Below are 15,203 nucleotides of genomic sequence, written 5' to 3' on the forward strand. Positions count from 1 at the left end.
CTCGGGGCCACCGGGCCGGAATCCGGGAACGTCACAGTCCCGGACCGCCTGCCCCGGACCGCCTGCCCCGGACCGCGGGAACCTCAGGTCTTGGGGAACTTCGCCTTGAGCGCCTTGACCACGCCGATGGCCTTGCCGCAGGCGTCGTAGCCCGCCGTGTTGGGCACGTTGGTCACCTCGACCTGCACCACTTCGGCCTTGGTGCCCTCGGTGGTGCGGTACGGCCAGGAGATCTCACACCGGGGGTGACTGGTGTCGGAGTACTTCTTGTAGACGGTGAGGCTGTCGTCGACCTTCACCTCCTCTGGTGCGAGCGAGCCCTTGGCGTTCTTGGGATTGGTCTCCACGCTCAGGGTGATCTTGAGCGAGAGCCCGTCGGTCCGGCGCCAGCTGCACTGGTGCAGCCGCCACGGGAAGATCGAGGGCACGTTGGTCAGCACATCGGCCAACGCGATCTGGTCGAGCACGGTGCAGGTGTCGACCTGGGCCAGCACCCCGGATTCGGCGTTCCGCTGCGGCGGATTGCTCTTGATCCGGTTGATCACGGCCGCGCCCGCCTTGTTGCTCAGGTCGCAGCGATTGGCCGCCTCGGTGCGCAACGAGACGCCGACCCCCAGCGAGTACGTGCCCTCCTGAACCATGATCTTGTGGTCGCAGAAGGTCTGGTTGACGCTCTGGTCCGCCTTGAGCCCACCCACGTCCTTGGTCAGCCGCTTGCTCTCCAGCAGCATGTTGATACCGAGTTCGACCTTGATCGACGAGGTCTTCCCGTCCTTGCGCAAGGTCACCGAGCACTCGTCGTACCCACTGGCCGTCGGCGCACCGGCCTCCCCCAGCTCGGCCACCGACTCAGCGTCGATGACCCCGCACGGATCCACCTTGCGCAACCGGTCCGGCGCGAACGCCGGATCCACCGGTTTGCCCTCCGGCACCCCGGAACCACCACTGCTCCCGGAGGCGTCGGCGGCCGGGATGGTCGACCGCGAGAAGTTCGTCTTGGCCAGGTCGACGTCGGCGCCACAGGCGGCCACGCTCGCCAGCAGGGCGAACGCGGTGAGCAGGGAGGGCACGGGCTTCAGGCGGAACACGAGGTGCACGGTAGCGAGCCCACGCCAGGCCCGTGTGCCGAACCCGCCGATCAGGGGTGGAGTGGCGGGGTGGGCGGGGGCGGGCGGCAGGGATTGGGCTGGTGGCGGGGGGCGGGTGGGGCGCTCGCCGACGGGTGGGGTGGCGGGGTGATCGGGCGGGGTGCGGGTGCCGGGTGGGCGATGGGGCGGGGCCTGGCGGGCGGCGCGGCGGGGCAGGGTGCGGCGGCGGATGGTGGGGCGAGACGCAGGGCGGGAGCGGTCGGAGTCGCAGGCGTGGTCGGGCGCGGTGCGGCGGAGACCGAGGGCTGGACGGAACTGGGCGGAGCGGCATGCGTGGCGGAGACCCAGAACAGGACCGGGCCCGGCGGCACGGCATGGGCCGCCATGGAGGCAGGCGGCGAGACGCGGCCCAGCGGCGCGGAACGCGAGACAGGGTAAGCCGCGGCGGAATTCAGTGGCGGGACAGGGCTCGGCGGCACGGCGCGAGCCGCTATGGGGGCAGGCGGTTGGCCGCGGCCCGGTGGCGCGGAGCGTGTGGCGGGGTGAGTTGTGGCGGCGGGTGGTGGGGCGAGGCGGACTGAGGGCGTCGGGTGGGGGTGCGGTCCGGTCTGGGCGAGCAATGCCGACATGGGGTTCTCCTCCGCTGGCAGGGGCTGGGAGTCCGTGGCTTTCGGCGCCACGGCAACGACGCTGCCAGACCACCCGCCCCGCCGACAGCGACCTCGCCCCGCCCTGTGGACAACCCGTCGGATGTGGACAACTCGCCCGTTTCCGGGGCCGGGGCGGCGTTCTTGTCGGTGCCCTGTGCTAGCGGGCAACTTCGCGATCCGGTTACCGCAAGTCAACAACCGGGTAAAAATCCCAGCTCATAACCCGTGCGCCAGATCACGGACCGTTTCGGGAACGATCCAGAAGCCTGGAGCGATTAACTAGGTGAGCGGATTGGCCGCTCGACACAGAGGAATTCGAGAAGGAGAGCGATGAGCGACCGCGACACCAGGAACGCCGCGACTCGGGGCCGGCCGGTGCGGGCCAGGCTGGGCCGGGCGGTGCGGTGGGTGGACGCCTGGACGCTGGAGGCGTTCAACCCGGTTTATCCGCACCGCCGGACCAACCGTTGAGCTGTTGAGCTAGCGGCTAGTGCCCGCCGGCGCCAGTGGCGTCGTCGGCGGCTTCCGCCTCCGCCGGCACCCGCAGCGGGCGCGCGACGGTCCAGATCACGAAGAACGCGGTGACCGCGAGCATGGACAGGCCGGTCCACAGGTTGATGTTGATCCCGCCGGTCTTGGCCAGGTCGGCGGCTGTGGTGTCGAACAGGCCCACGACGGTGAGCACCACCCCGTAGATCCCGAACAACAGCGCGATGATCAGGCGCAGGTCGAAAAGACCCGCCATCCCGGTGGCGCGCTTGGTCTCGGTCGCTTGTTCAGCCATGGTCCCTCCCTCAGCCGACGAAGATGTTGAGCAGGATGGTCAGCACCAGCACCCCGCCACCCAGCAGCGCGGGCGAGCGGTACCAGCCGGCGTCGTCGCCGGTCTTGGAGTGGGTGCGGGTCTCCTTCGGCGTCAGGCTGTAGACCAGGCCGGTCAACTCGGAGTCCGGCTTGGGCTTGGTGACCAGTGAGACCGCCACGCTGACCAGGATGTCCACCACGAACGCCGCGCCGGCGCCGATGAAGCTCGCGCCCTGGCCGGGCAGGTCGAGGACCTGGATGCCCAGCTTCGGCTCGGCCAGCAGCCACACCGTGATCGCGGCCAGGGTGCCGGCGACCAGGCCGACCCAGCCCGCGGTCGGGGTCATCCGCTTCCAGAACATGCCCAGGATGAACGTGGCGAACAGCGGTGCGTTGAAGAAGGAGAACAGCGCCTGGATGTAGTCCATGATGTTGGACCCGCCCAGGTTGGCCGCGATGAAGGCGGTGCCGATCGCGATCACGCACGCGGCCACGGTGGCCAGCCGACCGACCCGCAGGTAGTACTCGTCCGGCCGGTCCTTGCGGACGTAGTCCTGCCACAGGTCATAGGTGAAGACCGTGTTGAACGAGCTGACGTTGGCCGCCACGCCCGCCATGAACGAGGCCAGCAGACCCGCGATCGCCACGCCCAGCACGCCGTTGGGCAGCAGGTCGCGCATCAGGTACAGCAGCACCTGGTTGTACTCCGCGCCCGAGCTGTGGTCGCCTGCCTTGATCGCGGCGATGTCGGGCACCAGCACCGCGCCGATGATGCCGGGGATGATGATGATCGCCGGGATGAGCGCCTTGGGGTAGGCGCCGATGATCGGGGTGCGCCGGGCGGCCGACATGCTCTTGGCCGACATCGCGCGCTGGACCTCGGCGAAGTTCGTGGTCCAGTAACCGAAGGACAGCACGAAACCGAGGCCGAAGACCAGGCCGATCACGCTGAGCGTGCCGTTGGCGATACCGGTCAGGTCGCTGGCAGGCCAGGTGGACAGGTTGTTCGCGCCGCCGGTGCTGGCGGTGACCTTGGCGACCAGGCCCTCCCAGCCGCCGATCTTGTGCAGCGCGATGATCGTGATCGGTGCCAGCGCGGCGACGATGACGAAGAACTGCAGCACCTCGTTGTAGATGGCCGCGGACAGCCCGCCCATCGTGGTGTAGGCGAGCACGACCACCGCGGCGATCACGATGGACAGCCAGATCGGCCAGCCGAGCAGCACGTTGATGATCACCGAGAGGGCGAACAGGTTGATGCCCGCGATGAGCACCTGGGCCACCGCGAAGCTCAGCGCGTTGACCAGGTGCGCGGGCCTGCCGAAGCGGCGCCGCATGAACTCGGGAACGCTACGGACCTTGGAGCCGTAGTAGAACGGCATCATGACCAGGCCCAGGAAGACCATGGCCGGGATGGCGCCGATCCAGTAGTAGTGCACCGTGGCCAGGCCGTACTGGGCGCCGTTGGCCGTCATGCCCATCAGTTCCAGGGCGCCCAGGTTGGCCGAGATGAAGGCCAGGCCGGTCACCCAGGCGGGCAGCGATCGGCCGGAGAGCAGGAAGTCGAGGCTGGTCGACACCGAACGCCGGGCCATATACCCGATGCCCAGCACCAGTACGAAGTACACCGCGAGCAACGCGTAGTCGAGCAGGCTTGCGTCTAGACGCAGGCTCGAAGCGGCGAGCGCTTCCACCCGGGCTCCACCTCCAAGGTCAGCACGGTCGTCATCCGACATGACGGCGGTACCGTAATACCTCCTTGACAAAGCAGCGACACAGAGGTCAGAGGCATCTCCATCGATGCAGGTGAGAGCGCTTTCAAATTTTTGACCTGTGGCTGCCTCCACCACATGCCGGACAAAGCTGCGTAATCTTGCATATGTGATTTGTCCGAAGTGCCAGAACGTGATGCAGACCGTGGACCGCGGTGGGGTGCACATCGAGCAGTGCCAGGGCTGTCGGGGGATCTTCCTCGACCGCGGCGAGCTCGAGCAGATCGCCGGCGCCGAGCGCAACTACTACGCCGCCGCACCGGTCCCGCCGCCGCCCCCGCCGATGCCGGGCTACCGGCACGACTCGCCGCCGCCGTATGGCCACCGCGGTAGTCACGGCCACCGCGACTCGCCCCCGCCCTACGGCGGACACCGGCCGGGTTACCGCGATTCGCCGCCCCCCTACGGCGGCCACGGCTACGGCCACAAGCGGAAGAAGAGCTTCCTGGAAGGGCTGTTCGACTGATTCCCGGCCCCAACCCCGTGGACCTCAAGATCTGCGTCAACTGCGGCGACAAGGCCGAGGTCCCGGTGGTCCTGCCGGGCGACCCGGTCCTACTCTGCGTGCGTTGCGGACATCGGCAGCCGTTCCTGCGGCTGCCGATGTTCGCGCTCACCGGACCCAGTGGCACCGGCAAGTCCACCGTGGGCAAGATGCTGACCGCCGAACTCGGTGACGCGGTCGTGGTGATGGAACAGGACGTGCTGTGGTCGGCCGGGTTGCAGGACCCGGCAGATGACTACCGGGTCTTCCGCGCGACCTGGCTGCGCATGGTGGCCATGGTCAACCAGAGCGGTCGCCCGGTGGTGCTGTGCGGCACCGTGGTGCCGGTGCAGTTCGAGCGGCTGCCCGAACGCGCCTTCCTCGGCGACATCCACTACCTGGCGCTGACCTGCGCGCCGGACCTGCTGGCCAAGCGGTTGCGGGTGCGACCGGCCTGGCGGGAGTGGGACGACGAGGACCGGATCAGCGAGATGCTGGAGTTCAACGAGTGGGTCCGGGCCACCGCGGCCACCATGGAGCCGCCGATGGAACTGCTGGACACCACCGACATCAGCCTGGCCGAGTCGGTGCGGGCGGTGGCCGACTGGGTCCGGCGCGGACTGGCCGAACGCTGAGTCGTCAGCTCCGCCGGGGAACGCGAGCGCGCCCCGGCGGAGTCGCTCAGAACAGGCGGAACTCGTCCGGCTCGATGCCGCGCAGCGCGTCGTAGTCCAGCGTGACGCAGCGGATGCCGCGGTCCTCGGCCAGCGTGCGGGCCTGCGGCTTGATGATCTGGGCCGCGAACACGCCCTTGACCGGGGACAGCAGCGGGTCCCGGTTGAGCAGCTCCAGGTACCTGGTCAGCTGTTCGACGCCGTCGATCTCGCCGCGGCGCTTGATCTCCACGGCCACCGCGCCGCCCTTGCCGTCGCGGGCCATGATGTCCACCGGCCCGATCGCGGTCGGGAACTCGCGGCGGACCAGCGTGTAGCCATCGCCCAGGGTCACGATGTGCTCGGCCAGCAGCTCCTGCAGGTGCGCCTCGACGCCGTCCTTGACCAGGCCGGGCTCGGGGCCCAGCTCGTGCGCGGAGTCGTGCATGACCTCCTCGAGGGTGATCACCAGCTTCTCCCCCGCCTTGTTCTGCACGGTCCACACGCCGGGGTCCTGGATCAGCCAGCAGGGCGGGCTCATCCAGTTCAGCGGCTTGTACGCGCGGTCGTCGGAGTGGATCGACACCGAACCGTCGGCCTTGATCAGCAACAGCCGATTGGCCATGGGCAGGTGGGCGGTCAGCCGTCCGACGTAGTTGACCTGGCAGCGGGCGATCACAAGGCGCACCGCGACAGGTTAGTGACTGCCGGGCACAGCCGTTTCACCGGCGCTCCGCTGCGGCCGGCCGCGGGCCGTATTCGACATGTCACACCGCACTGGAGCGCACCGGTGACTCACCGGTAGGTTCGCGCCTCGTGCCGCCAAACAGTCAGCGCAGCCTGTTGCGCACCAAGCCGGTCGAACAGCTCACCAGCGAGGGCGCGCACAGCGGCCTGCGCCGCAGCATGGGCCTGATCTCGCTGGTCTCGCTGTCGGTGGGGGCCACCCTTGGCACCGGGATCTTCGTGGTGCTCGGCGAGGCCGCGCCCAAGGCCGGGCCCGCGGTGGTGGTCTCCTTCGCGCTGGCGGCACTGGCCGCGTTGTTCTCCGCGCTCTCCTACGCCGAACTGGCCGGCGCGGTGCCGGTGTCCGGTTCCGCCTACTCCTACACCTACGCCACCCTGGGCGAACTCATCGCCTGGGTGTGCGGCTGGTGCCTGCTGCTGGAGTACGGCGTGTCGGTGGCCGCGGTCGCGGTGGGCTGGGGCGGCTACCTGAACGTGTTCCTGGAGGCCACCGTCGGGGTGCGGATCCCGGAGGAGCTGGCCGCGCCGCCCGGCGCCGGTGGCGTGGTGAACATCCCGGCGGCCGTGGTGGTGCTGCTGGCCACCGCGGTGCTCATCGCCGGGGTCAGGGAGAGCGCGCGGGCCACCACGGTCACCACGATGATCAAGGTCGCGGTGCTGATCTTCTTCGTCGCGGTGGCGGCCACCGCGTTCGACTCCGGCAACATGACCCCGTTCGCACCGGAGGGCCTGGTGGGCATCGCCGGTGGCGCCTCGGCGGTGTTCTTCTCCTTCATCGGCTTCGACGCGGCCTCTACCGCCGGCGAGGAAGCGCGCAACCCGCAGCGCGACCTGCCGCGGGCGATCATGATCTCGCTGGGCATCGTGACCTTCGTCTACGTGGCGGTCGCGCTCACCGCGATCGGCGCGATCGGGGTGGACCGGCTCAGTGCCAAGGGCGCCTCGCTGTCCACGGTGATGGCCGAGGTGACCGGGTCCAGCTGGGCCTCCACCGTGCTCGCGGTGGGCGCGGTGATCGCGATCGCCTCGGTGGTGCTGACCGTGCTCTACGGCCAGACCCGGGTGCTGGTCTCGATGTCCCGGGACGGCCTGATGCCGCCGGTCTTCGCCAAGGTCGGCGCCCGCGCGGTGCCCACCACCAACATCCTGGTGGTCGGCGTGCTGGTCGCGGTGCTGGCCGCGCTGGTCCCGCTCGGCGAGCTGACCAACGCCACCAGCATCGGCACCCTGGTCGCCTTCGGACTGGTCAACGTGGGTGTGCTGGTGCTGCGCCGGACCAAGCCGGACCTGCCGCGCTCCTTCCGCACCCCGCTGATGCCGGTGGTGCCGCTGCTCGGCCTGGTGCTGTGCGTGATCCTCATCGTCGGCCTCGGCGCCAAGACCTGGATCGCGTTCCTGATCTGGACCGCGGTCGGCCTGGTGGTCTACTTCGGCTACGGCAGGCGGCGCTCGCGGCTCAACCAGGACGCCTAGGCTGGGCGGCGTGGACAAGGTCGACACCCGCGAGGTCTACGCGAACGCCTGGATGACGGTGCGCGAGGACGGCATCCGCCGCGCCGACGGCTCCCTCGGCATCTACGGCGTGGTGGACAAGCCCGACTACGCCCTGGTCATCCCCATGGACGGCGAGCGGCTGCACCTGGTCGAGCAGTACCGCTACCCGCTTGGCCTGCGCCGCTGGGAGTTCCCGCAGGGCACCGCGCCGGACCGGGCCGAGCTGGACACCGCCGAGCTGGCCGCCAGGGAGCTGCGCGAGGAGACCGGGCTGCGGGCCGGGCGGATGGTCGACCTCGGCCTGCTGGACGTGGCGCCGGGCATGTCCAGCCAGCGTGGCCGGGTGTTCCTGGCCACCGAGCTGACCGCGGGCGAGCCCGCGCGTGAGCTGGAGGAGCAGGACATGCGCACGGCCTGGTTCGCGCGGGCCGAGTTCGAGGAGATGATCGCCTCGGGTCAGGTGACCGACGCGCAGTCGATCGCCGCGTACACCTTGCTGCTGCTGCACGAGCACCGCGGTTAGTACACGCTGATCGGTTCCTCCAGCGCGATCTCCTCGACCTCGGTGAGGCTGACCGAGGTCCAGTGCCCCGGCGCGTAGATCGCCACCACCGCGCCACCGGCGTCGGACACCAGCAGATGTCCGTCGGCGACGCTGGCGATGACACCGTCGGCGATGACGGCCCGCTGGTACTTGTTGACGCTCACAGTTGCGGCCATACGATCCAGCGAAGCAGGCGAAACTCGCTGTTACCAGCGACGATACCCAACCGAGTCGGCAAAGCGGACCTGGCCGCAACAGGTCACGACTTCATGTCCGGCGCTAGGACCTAGTCCGGCCAGACCGGCTTGCGCTTGGCCAGGAACGCGGTCATGCCCTCCTTGGCGCCCTCGGTCTGCGAGGCGGCCGCCATCACCTCCAGCGCGATCGCGTAGGCGTCCGCCTCCGGCCGGTCCAGCTGGGCGTAGAGGGTCTGCTTGCCCAGCGCCTTGCTGGCCAGACTTCCCCTGGTGGCACGGGAAAGCAGGTCGAGCACTGCCCCGTCCAGCTCGGCGTCGGGCACCACCCGGTTCACCAGGCCCCAGGACTCGGCGGTGCGGGCGTCGATGGCATCGCCGGTGAGGGCCAGTTCCATCAGGCGTTTGCGGCCGACCGCGCGGGCCACCGGCACCGCGGGGGTGTGGCAGAACCAGCCGCCTTTGCCGCCGGGCAGGGCGAATCCGGCCGATTCGGCGGCCACCGCGAGATCGCAGGAGGCCACCAGCTGGCAGCCCGCGGCGGTGGCCAGGCCGTGCACGCTGGCGATCACCACCTGCGGGATGGACTGCATGGTGTGCATCAACTTGGTGCACAGCCGCAGCATCTCCCGCACACCCAGCAGATCCCGGTCCACCAGGTCGGCGAAGTCGTGGCCCGCGGAGAACACCGGACCGTTGCCTGCCAACACGATCCCGGTCGCCGCGGTGTCCGCGACCGTGACAAAGGCGTGCTGTAGCTCGGCCAGGTGCTCGCCGGAGAGCGCGTTGCGCCGGTCCGGCCGGTTCATGGTGATCCGCGCGATGTTCCCGTCCAGCGAGACCAGCAGGTTGCGGTAGTCGGCCATGCCGCCGACGGTAGCGGCTCAGCCCGCCGCGGTCAGCGTGGCGCCGAACCAGGTGTCCAGCGCGGCCAGCAGCCCCTCCCGGTCCGGCCGGTCCCGATCGGCCGCCCAGGCCACGTAACCGTCCGGGCGGATCAGCACCGCGGCCAGTTCCGGCCGGAGCGGATCGCGGGCCGGGAACACCCGGATCTCCCGGCCGGCCAGCTCGGCCAGCGCCGCGTCGCCGGTCAGGTCGGCCAGCACCCAGCCAGGGTGGATCGGCAGGTCCAGCGGCGGGGCGAACCGGCCGGTCAGCTCGTGGCCGCCGCCCAGGTCGTAGCGGGTGTGCTGGCCCGCGATGAACTTGGTCAGGTACTGGTTGCCGTCCGCGGTGGCCATCAGGTCGGTGATCACCTCGCGCAGCGCGCCCGCCTGCGGGGTCGGCCGCATGGCCGCGACCTGCGCCCTGGTCATCCGCAGTACGAAGGCGGCGGCCGGGTGGCGCTCGGCGGTGTAGGTGTCCAGCAGCGCCTCCGGGGCGTCGCCGGTGGCCACCGCGGCCAGTTTCCAGCCCAGGTTGGCCGCGTCCTGCAGGCCCAGGTTGAGGCCCTGGCCGCCGAAGGGCGCGTGCACGTGCGCGGCATCGCCTGCCAGCAGCACCCGGCGGTCGCGGTAGTCCGGGACCTGACGGGCGTTGTCGGTGAACCGGGTGGCGGTCTTGATCGCGGTGACGGTGACCTCGGTGCCGCTGACCCGGCGCAGTGCCCTGGTCAGCTCGGCGGCGGTGATCGGCGCGTCCCGGTCGGCCGGCGGGCCGTCCAGTTCCACCGTGAGCAACCGGCCCGGCGTCGGCCCCCAGACCATCACCCCGCCTGGAAGGTGTTGCCAGCCAAGGGGAAGCGCCGTCGGATCGTCCAGTTCGACCATGGCCTGGTAGGCGGTGATGGTCGCCAGGGTGCCGGGGAAGGCGAAGCCGCCCTGCTTGCGCACCAGGCTCCGGCCGCCGTCGCAGCCGACGAGATGGCTGCCGCGCAGGCGCTCGCCGGAGGTCAGCGTGACGGTCACCCCGTCGGCGTCCTGGCCGAACCCGGCCAGCTCAACGCCCCGGCGCACCGGCACGCCCAGCCGGGCCGCCCAGCCGCCGAGGATGGCCTCGACCTCCTGCTGGGTCATCGGGTACACCCCCTCGGCCGAGCGCGGGCTGAGGTCGGGATCGGTGAGGTCCAGCCGGGCCAGGTCCAGCCCGGTCAGCCCGGCGAAGTGGCCGCCGAAGGCAGGCGGGCGGTAGTCCTCGGGCAGCTCCGGATCCCGCGAGCGCAGCAGCTCGATGAACTTGGCCAGGTTGCCCGAGATCGCCCTGCGCACCTCGGTCAGCAGGCCGTGCCTGGCCAGGGTGTCCGCGGTGCGGGTGTTGATCGCGCCCGCCTTGATCACCTGGCTCGGCGCGGCAAGGCGTTCCAGGACAAGCACCTCGGCGCCGTGCGTGCGCAGCTCGCAGGCGAGCATCAGTCCGGTCGGGCCAGCGCCGACCACGATCACCGGTTCGGTCATGCTCCCCAGAGTCCAGCGAAACTTTTACCGAGTCAAATTATATGTTTGGTACATTTCCGACATGGACATGGGACTGCGGGAGCGGAAGAAGCGCGAGACCCGGGAGCGGATCTCCACCGTCGCGACCGAGTTGTTCATCGCGCGTGGCTTCGACGCGGTGACCGTGGCCGAGGTCGCCGAGGCGGCCGAGGTGTCCAAGATGACCGTGTTCAACTACTTCCCGCGCAAGGAAGACCTCTACCTCGACCGGCACGAGGAGATCATCGAGGTGCTCAGCACGGCCATCACCGGCCGCGGCGAGCTGTCGGTCACCGCCGCGGTACGCCGGATGTGCCATCAGCTGACCGCGGCCAACCACGCGCTCTCCGGCGCGGTGGACGGCTTCGGCGTGTTCTGGGGCGTGATCAACGCCAGTCCCGCGCTCCAGCTCCGACTGCTGGAACACCTGCGCAACACCGAGGAGGCGCTGGTGGATCTGCTTGGCGGGCAACGGGATCCGCGGGCCTGGCAGGTCGCGGGCATGCTGCTGGCCACCGTGCGCTCGGTGTTCTACGCCAACGCCCGCGCGATCCTGGACGGCACCCCGGCCAAGACCGTCGCCCGGCGGCGCGCGCACATCGACAAGGCATTCGACCTGCTGGAATCAGGGCTGGGTCAGCACACCTGGTAGTTGCGGCGGTAGGCGGCCGGGCCCACACCCAGTTCGGCGTGCAGGCGGCGGCGCAGGTTGGCCGCGGTGCCCAGCCCGGCCCGCTGCGCCACCCTGGCCACCGGCAGCCCGGTGGTCTCCAGCAGCTGCCGGGCGAAGCGCAACCGCTCGGCCAGCAGCCAGCGGCCCGGCGTGGTGCCGGTGGCGGCGACGAAGGCACGGTGGAAGGTGCGCTCGCTCATCCCGGCCCGCCCGGCGAGTTCCGGCACGCCAAGGGGTTCGGCCAGCCGCAGCCGCGCCCAGTCCACAGTGGACGCGATGTCCGGGCCCTCAGGGCGGTGTGGCAGCGGGGTGTCCACGAACTGTCGCTGCCCGCCGGAGCGCGCCGCGGGCATCACCATCCGCTTGGCCAGCCGGGCGGCCATCGCCGCGCCCTGCACCCGCCGGACCAGGTGCAGGCACAGGTCGACCCCGCCGACCACACCGGCCGAGGTGAGCACGTCGCCGTCGTCGGTGAAGAGCACCTCCGGGCGCAACTCGGCCGCGGGCGCGTGTTCGGCCAGCGCGGCCAGGTACCGCCAGTGCGTGGTGGCCGGGCGGCCGTCCAACAATCCGGCCGCGGCCAGGGTGAACGCGCCGGAACACAACGAGGCCAGCGGGATCCCGGCCGCGTGCGCCTGCCGCAGCACCCGGATCGCGCTGTCGGGCACCGGCGCGTGCGGGTCGGCCCGGCCGGGCACGAGCACCAGATCGCAGTCCAGCAGGCCGGAAAGCCCATGCGTGGCCCGGATCTCGCCGACCGGGTGCATGGTCACCGGCCGGCGGCCAGGGGTGCAGGTGCGCAGCGCGAAGGGGCCGATCGAGCCGTCCGTGCGGTCCACGCCCCACACCTCGGCAGGCACCGCGACGTCGAAGGTCCGGGTGCCGGGCAGCACGAGCAGGCCGACGGTGTACATGGCAGAAAAGTAGCGCATCGTGCCAGTTCTGCCACTCCCCCTCGGCAACCCCGGCAGCGCAGACTCGGTGCCATGACCACCGCACTCATCGTGATCGACGTGCAACGCGGCTTCGACGACACCGCCTACTGGGGCCGCCGGAACAACCCCGCCGCCGAGGCCAACATCCGCGCACTGGCCACCGCCTGGCAGCAGGCCGGACTGCCGATCGTGGTGGTGCACCACGATTCCGGCACGCCGGGCTCACCGCTGGCACCCGGCACCCCCGGCAACGCGCTCAAGTCCGAACTGGACGGCATCGTGCCCGCGCTGACCGTGCGCAAGAGCGTGCACTCGTCCTTCCACGGCGATGTGGACCTGCACAAGTGGTTGCAGGACAACGGGATCCAGGAGGTGGTGACCACCGGCGTGCAGACCAACCGGTGCGTGGAGACCACCAGCCGGGTGGCTGGCGACCTGGGTTACCGGCTGCGCTACGCGCTGGACGCGACCTTCACCTTCGACGACACCGCGCCGGACGGTTCGGCGATCACCGCGGACGAGTTGAGCCGGGCCACCGCGACCAACATCCACGGCCACTTCGGCGAGGTCACCACGACCGCGGCGGTGCTGGCGAGCCTGTGATGGGACCGGTGGCCTCGTCGGTCTTCGAGCCCGGCGAGGCCACCGGAGTCCTTATCTGGCAGGCAATCCGTGCGCTTCCCGGACCACCGAGACGATCTCGTCCATGATGTCGGTCAGCTCGTAGTCCTTGGGGGTGAACACCCTGGCCACGCCCTTGGCCAACAGGATCTCGGCGTCCGCGGGCGGGATGATGCCGCCCAGGATCACCGGCACGTCGTCGGCGCCTGCCGCGCGCAGGCCCTCGACCACCGCCGGCACCACCTCCAGGTGCGAGCCGGAGAGCACGGAGAGCCCGACCACGTGCACGCCCTCCTGCACCGCGGCGGCCACGATCTGCGCCGGGGTCAGCCGGATCCCCTGGTACACCACCTCGAAACCGACGTCCCGCGCCCGCACCGCGACCTGCTCGGCGCCGTTGGAGTGCCCGTCCAGACCGGGCTTGCCGACCAGGATGCGCAGCCGGGACCCGATGTCCTCACCCGCGGCCAGCACCCGCTCGCGCACCTTGGCCAGTGCCGCGCCCGCCGGGCCCGCGGCCGAGGCCGCCGCCACCCCGGTGGGCGCCCGGTACTCGCCGAAGACCTCGCGCAGCGCGCCGGCCCACTCGCCGGTGGTCGCCCCGGCCTGCACGCAGGCGATGGTCGCCGCCACCAGGTTGGTCTCGGTCTTGGCCGCGTCCCGCAGTTCGCCAAGCGCTCTGTCCACAGTGGACTGATCGCGGTTGCTCCGCCACACCCCGACCGCCTCGGCCGCGTGCCGCTCCACCGCCGGGTCGATGGACTCGATCGCCTTGGCGCCCTCGGCCTGCAGCGGGCTCGGCTCGGTGGTGGCGAACTTGTTCACCCCGACCACCACGTCCTCGCCGGACTCGACCTTCCGCCGCCGTTCCACCAGCGAACTGACCAGCGCGGACTTCATGTAGCCGCTCTCCACCGCGGTCACCGCGCCGCCCATGGCCTGCACCCGGTCGATCTCCGCGCGCGCGCCGCTGACGATCTCCTCGACCTTGGCCGCCACCACCGGCGAGCCGTCGAAGAGGTCCTCGTACTCCAGCAGGTCGGTCTCGTAGGCCAGCACCTGCTGCATGCGCAGTGCCCACTGCTGGTCCCATGGCCGCGGCAGGCCGAGCGCCTCGTTCCAGGCAGGCAGCTGGATGGCGCGGGCGCGGGCATTGCGGGACAGGCTCACCGCGAGCATCTCCAGCACGATCCGCTGCACGTTGTTCTCCGGCTGCGCCTCGGTCAGCCCGAGCGAGTTGACCTGCACGCCGTAACGGAACCGCCGCTGCTTGGGATCGGTGATGCCGTAGCGCTGCTCGGTGATCTCCTCCCAGAGCTGACCGAAGGCGCGCATCTTGCACATCTCCTCGACAAAACGCACGCCGGCGTTGACGAAGAAGGAGATCCGCGCGACCACCGCGCCGAACCGCTCCGGCGGCACCTGCCCGGAATCACGCACCGCGTCCAGCACCGAGATCGCCGTGCACATCGAGTAGGCGACCTCCTGCACCGGCGTCGCGCCGACCTCCTGCAGGTGGTACGAGCAGATGTTGATCGGATTCCACTTCGGCACGTGCTGCACCGTCCAGGCCACCATGTCGGTGATCAGGCGCAGGCTCGGCCCCGGCGGGAAGACGTAGGTGCCGCGGGAGAGATATTCCTTGATGATGTCGTTCTGCGTGGTGCCGGACAGCTTGCCCAGCACCGCCTCCGGGTCCTCGCCAGCCTCGACCGCCTGCTCCTGGGCGACCGTGACGTACATGGCCAGCAACCACATCGCGGTGGAGTTGATGGTCATCGAGGTGTTCGCGGTGTCCAGCGGGATGCCGTCGAAGAGCTGCCGCATGTCGCCGAGGTGACTGACCGGCACACCGACCTTGCCGACCTCGCCCTTGGTCAGCTCGTGGTCCGGGTCGTACCCGGTCTGGGTCGGCAGGTCGAAGGCGACCGAGAGCCCGGTCTGGCCCTTCTCCAGGTTCCGCCGGTAGAGCGCGTTGGACGCCGCCGCCGAGGAATGGCCCGCGTACGTGCGCATCACCCACGGACGGTCGCGTTCGCGATCGGTCGGGTACGGCATTTCGCCACCTCGCTCACGACTGTGTGTGCGAGTTAGCGTACTGGCCGGTAACCACGCTGCGACGTGCAATTCCTC

Annotated in this window: 16 protein-coding genes; 7 read left to right on the forward strand and 9 right to left on the reverse strand. The window is 70.3% G+C overall.

All coding sequences use genetic code 11. The annotated features are described in order from the left end of the window. Window positions 1–83: 83 nt before the first annotated feature. Window positions 84–1,088: a hypothetical protein gene (locus HNR67_RS42270; protein WP_185009482.1), complete on the reverse strand. Its 1,005-nt coding sequence runs from the start codon at window positions 1,086–1,088 to the stop codon at window positions 84–86. Between the two features lie 980 nt (window positions 1,089–2,068). On the opposite strand from HNR67_RS42270, the gene HNR67_RS42275 reads away from it, so the two are divergent. Beyond that, window positions 2,069–2,209 (forward strand): hypothetical protein, encoded by a 141-nt coding sequence (locus HNR67_RS42275; RefSeq protein WP_185009484.1) that lies wholly within the window; start codon window positions 2,069–2,071, stop codon window positions 2,207–2,209. A 16-nt stretch (window positions 2,210–2,225) separates the two neighbouring features. On the opposite strand, the gene HNR67_RS42280 is transcribed toward HNR67_RS42275, so the two are convergent. Beyond that, the gene (locus HNR67_RS42280) at window positions 2,226–2,522 is read right to left on the reverse strand and encodes a hypothetical protein (protein WP_185009486.1); all 297 of its coding nucleotides are present in this window, start codon (window positions 2,520–2,522) and stop codon (window positions 2,226–2,228) included. 10 nt (window positions 2,523–2,532) lie between these two features. Next, window positions 2,533–4,278: a sodium:solute symporter family protein gene (locus HNR67_RS42285; protein ID WP_221490238.1), complete on the reverse strand. Its 1,746-nt coding sequence runs from the start codon at window positions 4,276–4,278 to the stop codon at window positions 2,533–2,535. Window positions 4,279–4,423: 145 nt separating this feature from the next. Here HNR67_RS42285 and HNR67_RS42290 point away from each other — a divergent pair, with 145 nt between their 5' ends. Together HNR67_RS42290 and HNR67_RS42295 are read left to right on the forward strand one after the other, a co-directional pair. Further along, window positions 4,424–4,780: a TFIIB-type zinc ribbon-containing protein gene (locus HNR67_RS42290; protein ID WP_185009491.1), complete on the forward strand. Its 357-nt coding sequence runs from the start codon at window positions 4,424–4,426 to the stop codon at window positions 4,778–4,780. A gap of 17 nt (window positions 4,781–4,797) precedes the next feature. After that, window positions 4,798–5,433 (forward strand): AAA family ATPase, encoded by a 636-nt coding sequence (locus HNR67_RS42295; protein WP_185009493.1) that lies wholly within the window; start codon window positions 4,798–4,800, stop codon window positions 5,431–5,433. Window positions 5,434–5,479: 46 nt separating this feature from the next. Here HNR67_RS42295 and nucS read toward each other — a convergent pair whose 3' ends face one another. Then, complete coding sequence (gene nucS, locus HNR67_RS42300; protein WP_185009495.1) at window positions 5,480–6,139, reverse strand: endonuclease NucS; 660 nt, start codon at window positions 6,137–6,139, stop codon at window positions 5,480–5,482. Between the two features lie 128 nt (window positions 6,140–6,267). Here nucS and HNR67_RS42305 point away from each other — a divergent pair, with 128 nt between their 5' ends. Continuing rightward, entirely contained in the window at window positions 6,268–7,671 is a 1,404-nt protein-coding gene (locus HNR67_RS42305) for an amino acid permease (protein WP_312989373.1), read from the forward strand. 52 nt (window positions 7,672–7,723) lie between these two features. Next, window positions 7,724–8,215: an NUDIX domain-containing protein gene (locus HNR67_RS42310; protein WP_185011765.1), complete on the forward strand. Its 492-nt coding sequence runs from the start codon at window positions 7,724–7,726 to the stop codon at window positions 8,213–8,215. Here the strand turns inward: HNR67_RS42310 and HNR67_RS42315 are convergent. The 3 genes from HNR67_RS42315 to HNR67_RS42325 form a co-directional block, all read right to left on the reverse strand. Further along, a complete protein-coding gene (locus tag HNR67_RS42315) occupies window positions 8,212–8,412 on the reverse strand; it encodes a hypothetical protein (protein WP_185009497.1) in 201 nt (66 codons plus the stop codon). The two genes, HNR67_RS42310 and HNR67_RS42315, sit on opposite strands and share 4 nt — an antisense overlap. A 110-nt stretch (window positions 8,413–8,522) precedes the next feature. Continuing rightward, window positions 8,523–9,296, reverse strand: a complete 774-nt coding sequence (locus HNR67_RS42320) for an enoyl-CoA hydratase-related protein (RefSeq protein ID WP_185009499.1) — start codon at window positions 9,294–9,296, stop codon at window positions 8,523–8,525. 18 nt (window positions 9,297–9,314) lie between these two features. Then, window positions 9,315–10,823 carry an FAD-dependent monooxygenase gene (locus HNR67_RS42325; protein ID WP_185009501.1) on the reverse strand — a complete coding sequence of 503 codons (1,509 nt, stop codon included), beginning with the start codon at window positions 10,821–10,823 and terminating at the stop codon, window positions 9,315–9,317. A gap of 61 nt (window positions 10,824–10,884) precedes the next feature. Here HNR67_RS42325 and HNR67_RS42330 point away from each other — a divergent pair, with 61 nt between their 5' ends. Next, a complete protein-coding gene (locus HNR67_RS42330; protein ID WP_185009503.1) occupies window positions 10,885–11,493 on the forward strand; it encodes a TetR/AcrR family transcriptional regulator in 609 nt (202 codons plus the stop codon). On the opposite strand, the gene HNR67_RS42335 is transcribed toward HNR67_RS42330, so the two are convergent. After that, window positions 11,478–12,428, reverse strand: coding sequence for a GlxA family transcriptional regulator (locus HNR67_RS42335; protein WP_185009505.1), 951 nt, complete (start codon window positions 12,426–12,428; stop codon window positions 11,478–11,480). The two genes, HNR67_RS42330 and HNR67_RS42335, sit on opposite strands and share 16 nt — an antisense overlap. 72 nt (window positions 12,429–12,500) lie before the next feature. Here HNR67_RS42335 and HNR67_RS42340 point away from each other — a divergent pair, with 72 nt between their 5' ends. Continuing rightward, window positions 12,501–13,052 carry an isochorismatase family protein gene (locus HNR67_RS42340; protein WP_185009507.1) on the forward strand — a complete coding sequence of 184 codons (552 nt, stop codon included), beginning with the start codon at window positions 12,501–12,503 and terminating at the stop codon, window positions 13,050–13,052. Window positions 13,053–13,103: 51 nt separating this feature from the next. Here HNR67_RS42340 and HNR67_RS42345 read toward each other — a convergent pair whose 3' ends face one another. Further along, the gene (locus HNR67_RS42345; protein WP_281403282.1) at window positions 13,104–15,197 is read right to left on the reverse strand and encodes a protein meaA; all 2,094 of its coding nucleotides are present in this window, start codon (window positions 15,195–15,197) and stop codon (window positions 13,104–13,106) included. Between the last annotated feature and the right edge of the window lie 6 nt (window positions 15,198–15,203).

It is taken from the genome of Crossiella cryophila (assembly GCF_014204915.1).
Classification (GTDB): domain Bacteria; phylum Actinomycetota; class Actinomycetes; order Mycobacteriales; family Pseudonocardiaceae; genus Crossiella; species Crossiella cryophila.

Coding starts and splice junctions, on each gene's coding strand:
- HNR67_RS42275 (WP_185009484.1), top strand. CDS start 2,069: ATGAGCGACCGCGACACCAGGAACGCCGCGACTCGGGGCCGGCCGGTG.
- HNR67_RS42280 (WP_185009486.1), bottom strand. CDS start 2,522: ATGGCTGAACAAGCGACCGAGACCAAGCGCGCCACCGGGATGGCGGGT.
- HNR67_RS42285 (WP_221490238.1), bottom strand. CDS start 4,278: ATGTCGGATGACGACCGTGCTGACCTTGGAGGTGGAGCCCGGGTGGAA.
- HNR67_RS42310 (WP_185011765.1), top strand. CDS start 7,724: ATGACGGTGCGCGAGGACGGCATCCGCCGCGCCGACGGCTCCCTCGGC.
- HNR67_RS42315 (WP_185009497.1), bottom strand. CDS start 8,412: ATGGCCGCAACTGTGAGCGTCAACAAGTACCAGCGGGCCGTCATCGCC.
- HNR67_RS42320 (WP_185009499.1), bottom strand. CDS start 9,296: ATGGCCGACTACCGCAACCTGCTGGTCTCGCTGGACGGGAACATCGCG.
- HNR67_RS42325 (WP_185009501.1), bottom strand. CDS start 10,823: ATGACCGAACCGGTGATCGTGGTCGGCGCTGGCCCGACCGGACTGATG.
- HNR67_RS42330 (WP_185009503.1), top strand. CDS start 10,885: ATGGACATGGGACTGCGGGAGCGGAAGAAGCGCGAGACCCGGGAGCGG.
- HNR67_RS42335 (WP_185009505.1), bottom strand. CDS start 12,428: ATGTACACCGTCGGCCTGCTCGTGCTGCCCGGCACCCGGACCTTCGAC.
- HNR67_RS42340 (WP_185009507.1), top strand. CDS start 12,501: ATGACCACCGCACTCATCGTGATCGACGTGCAACGCGGCTTCGACGAC.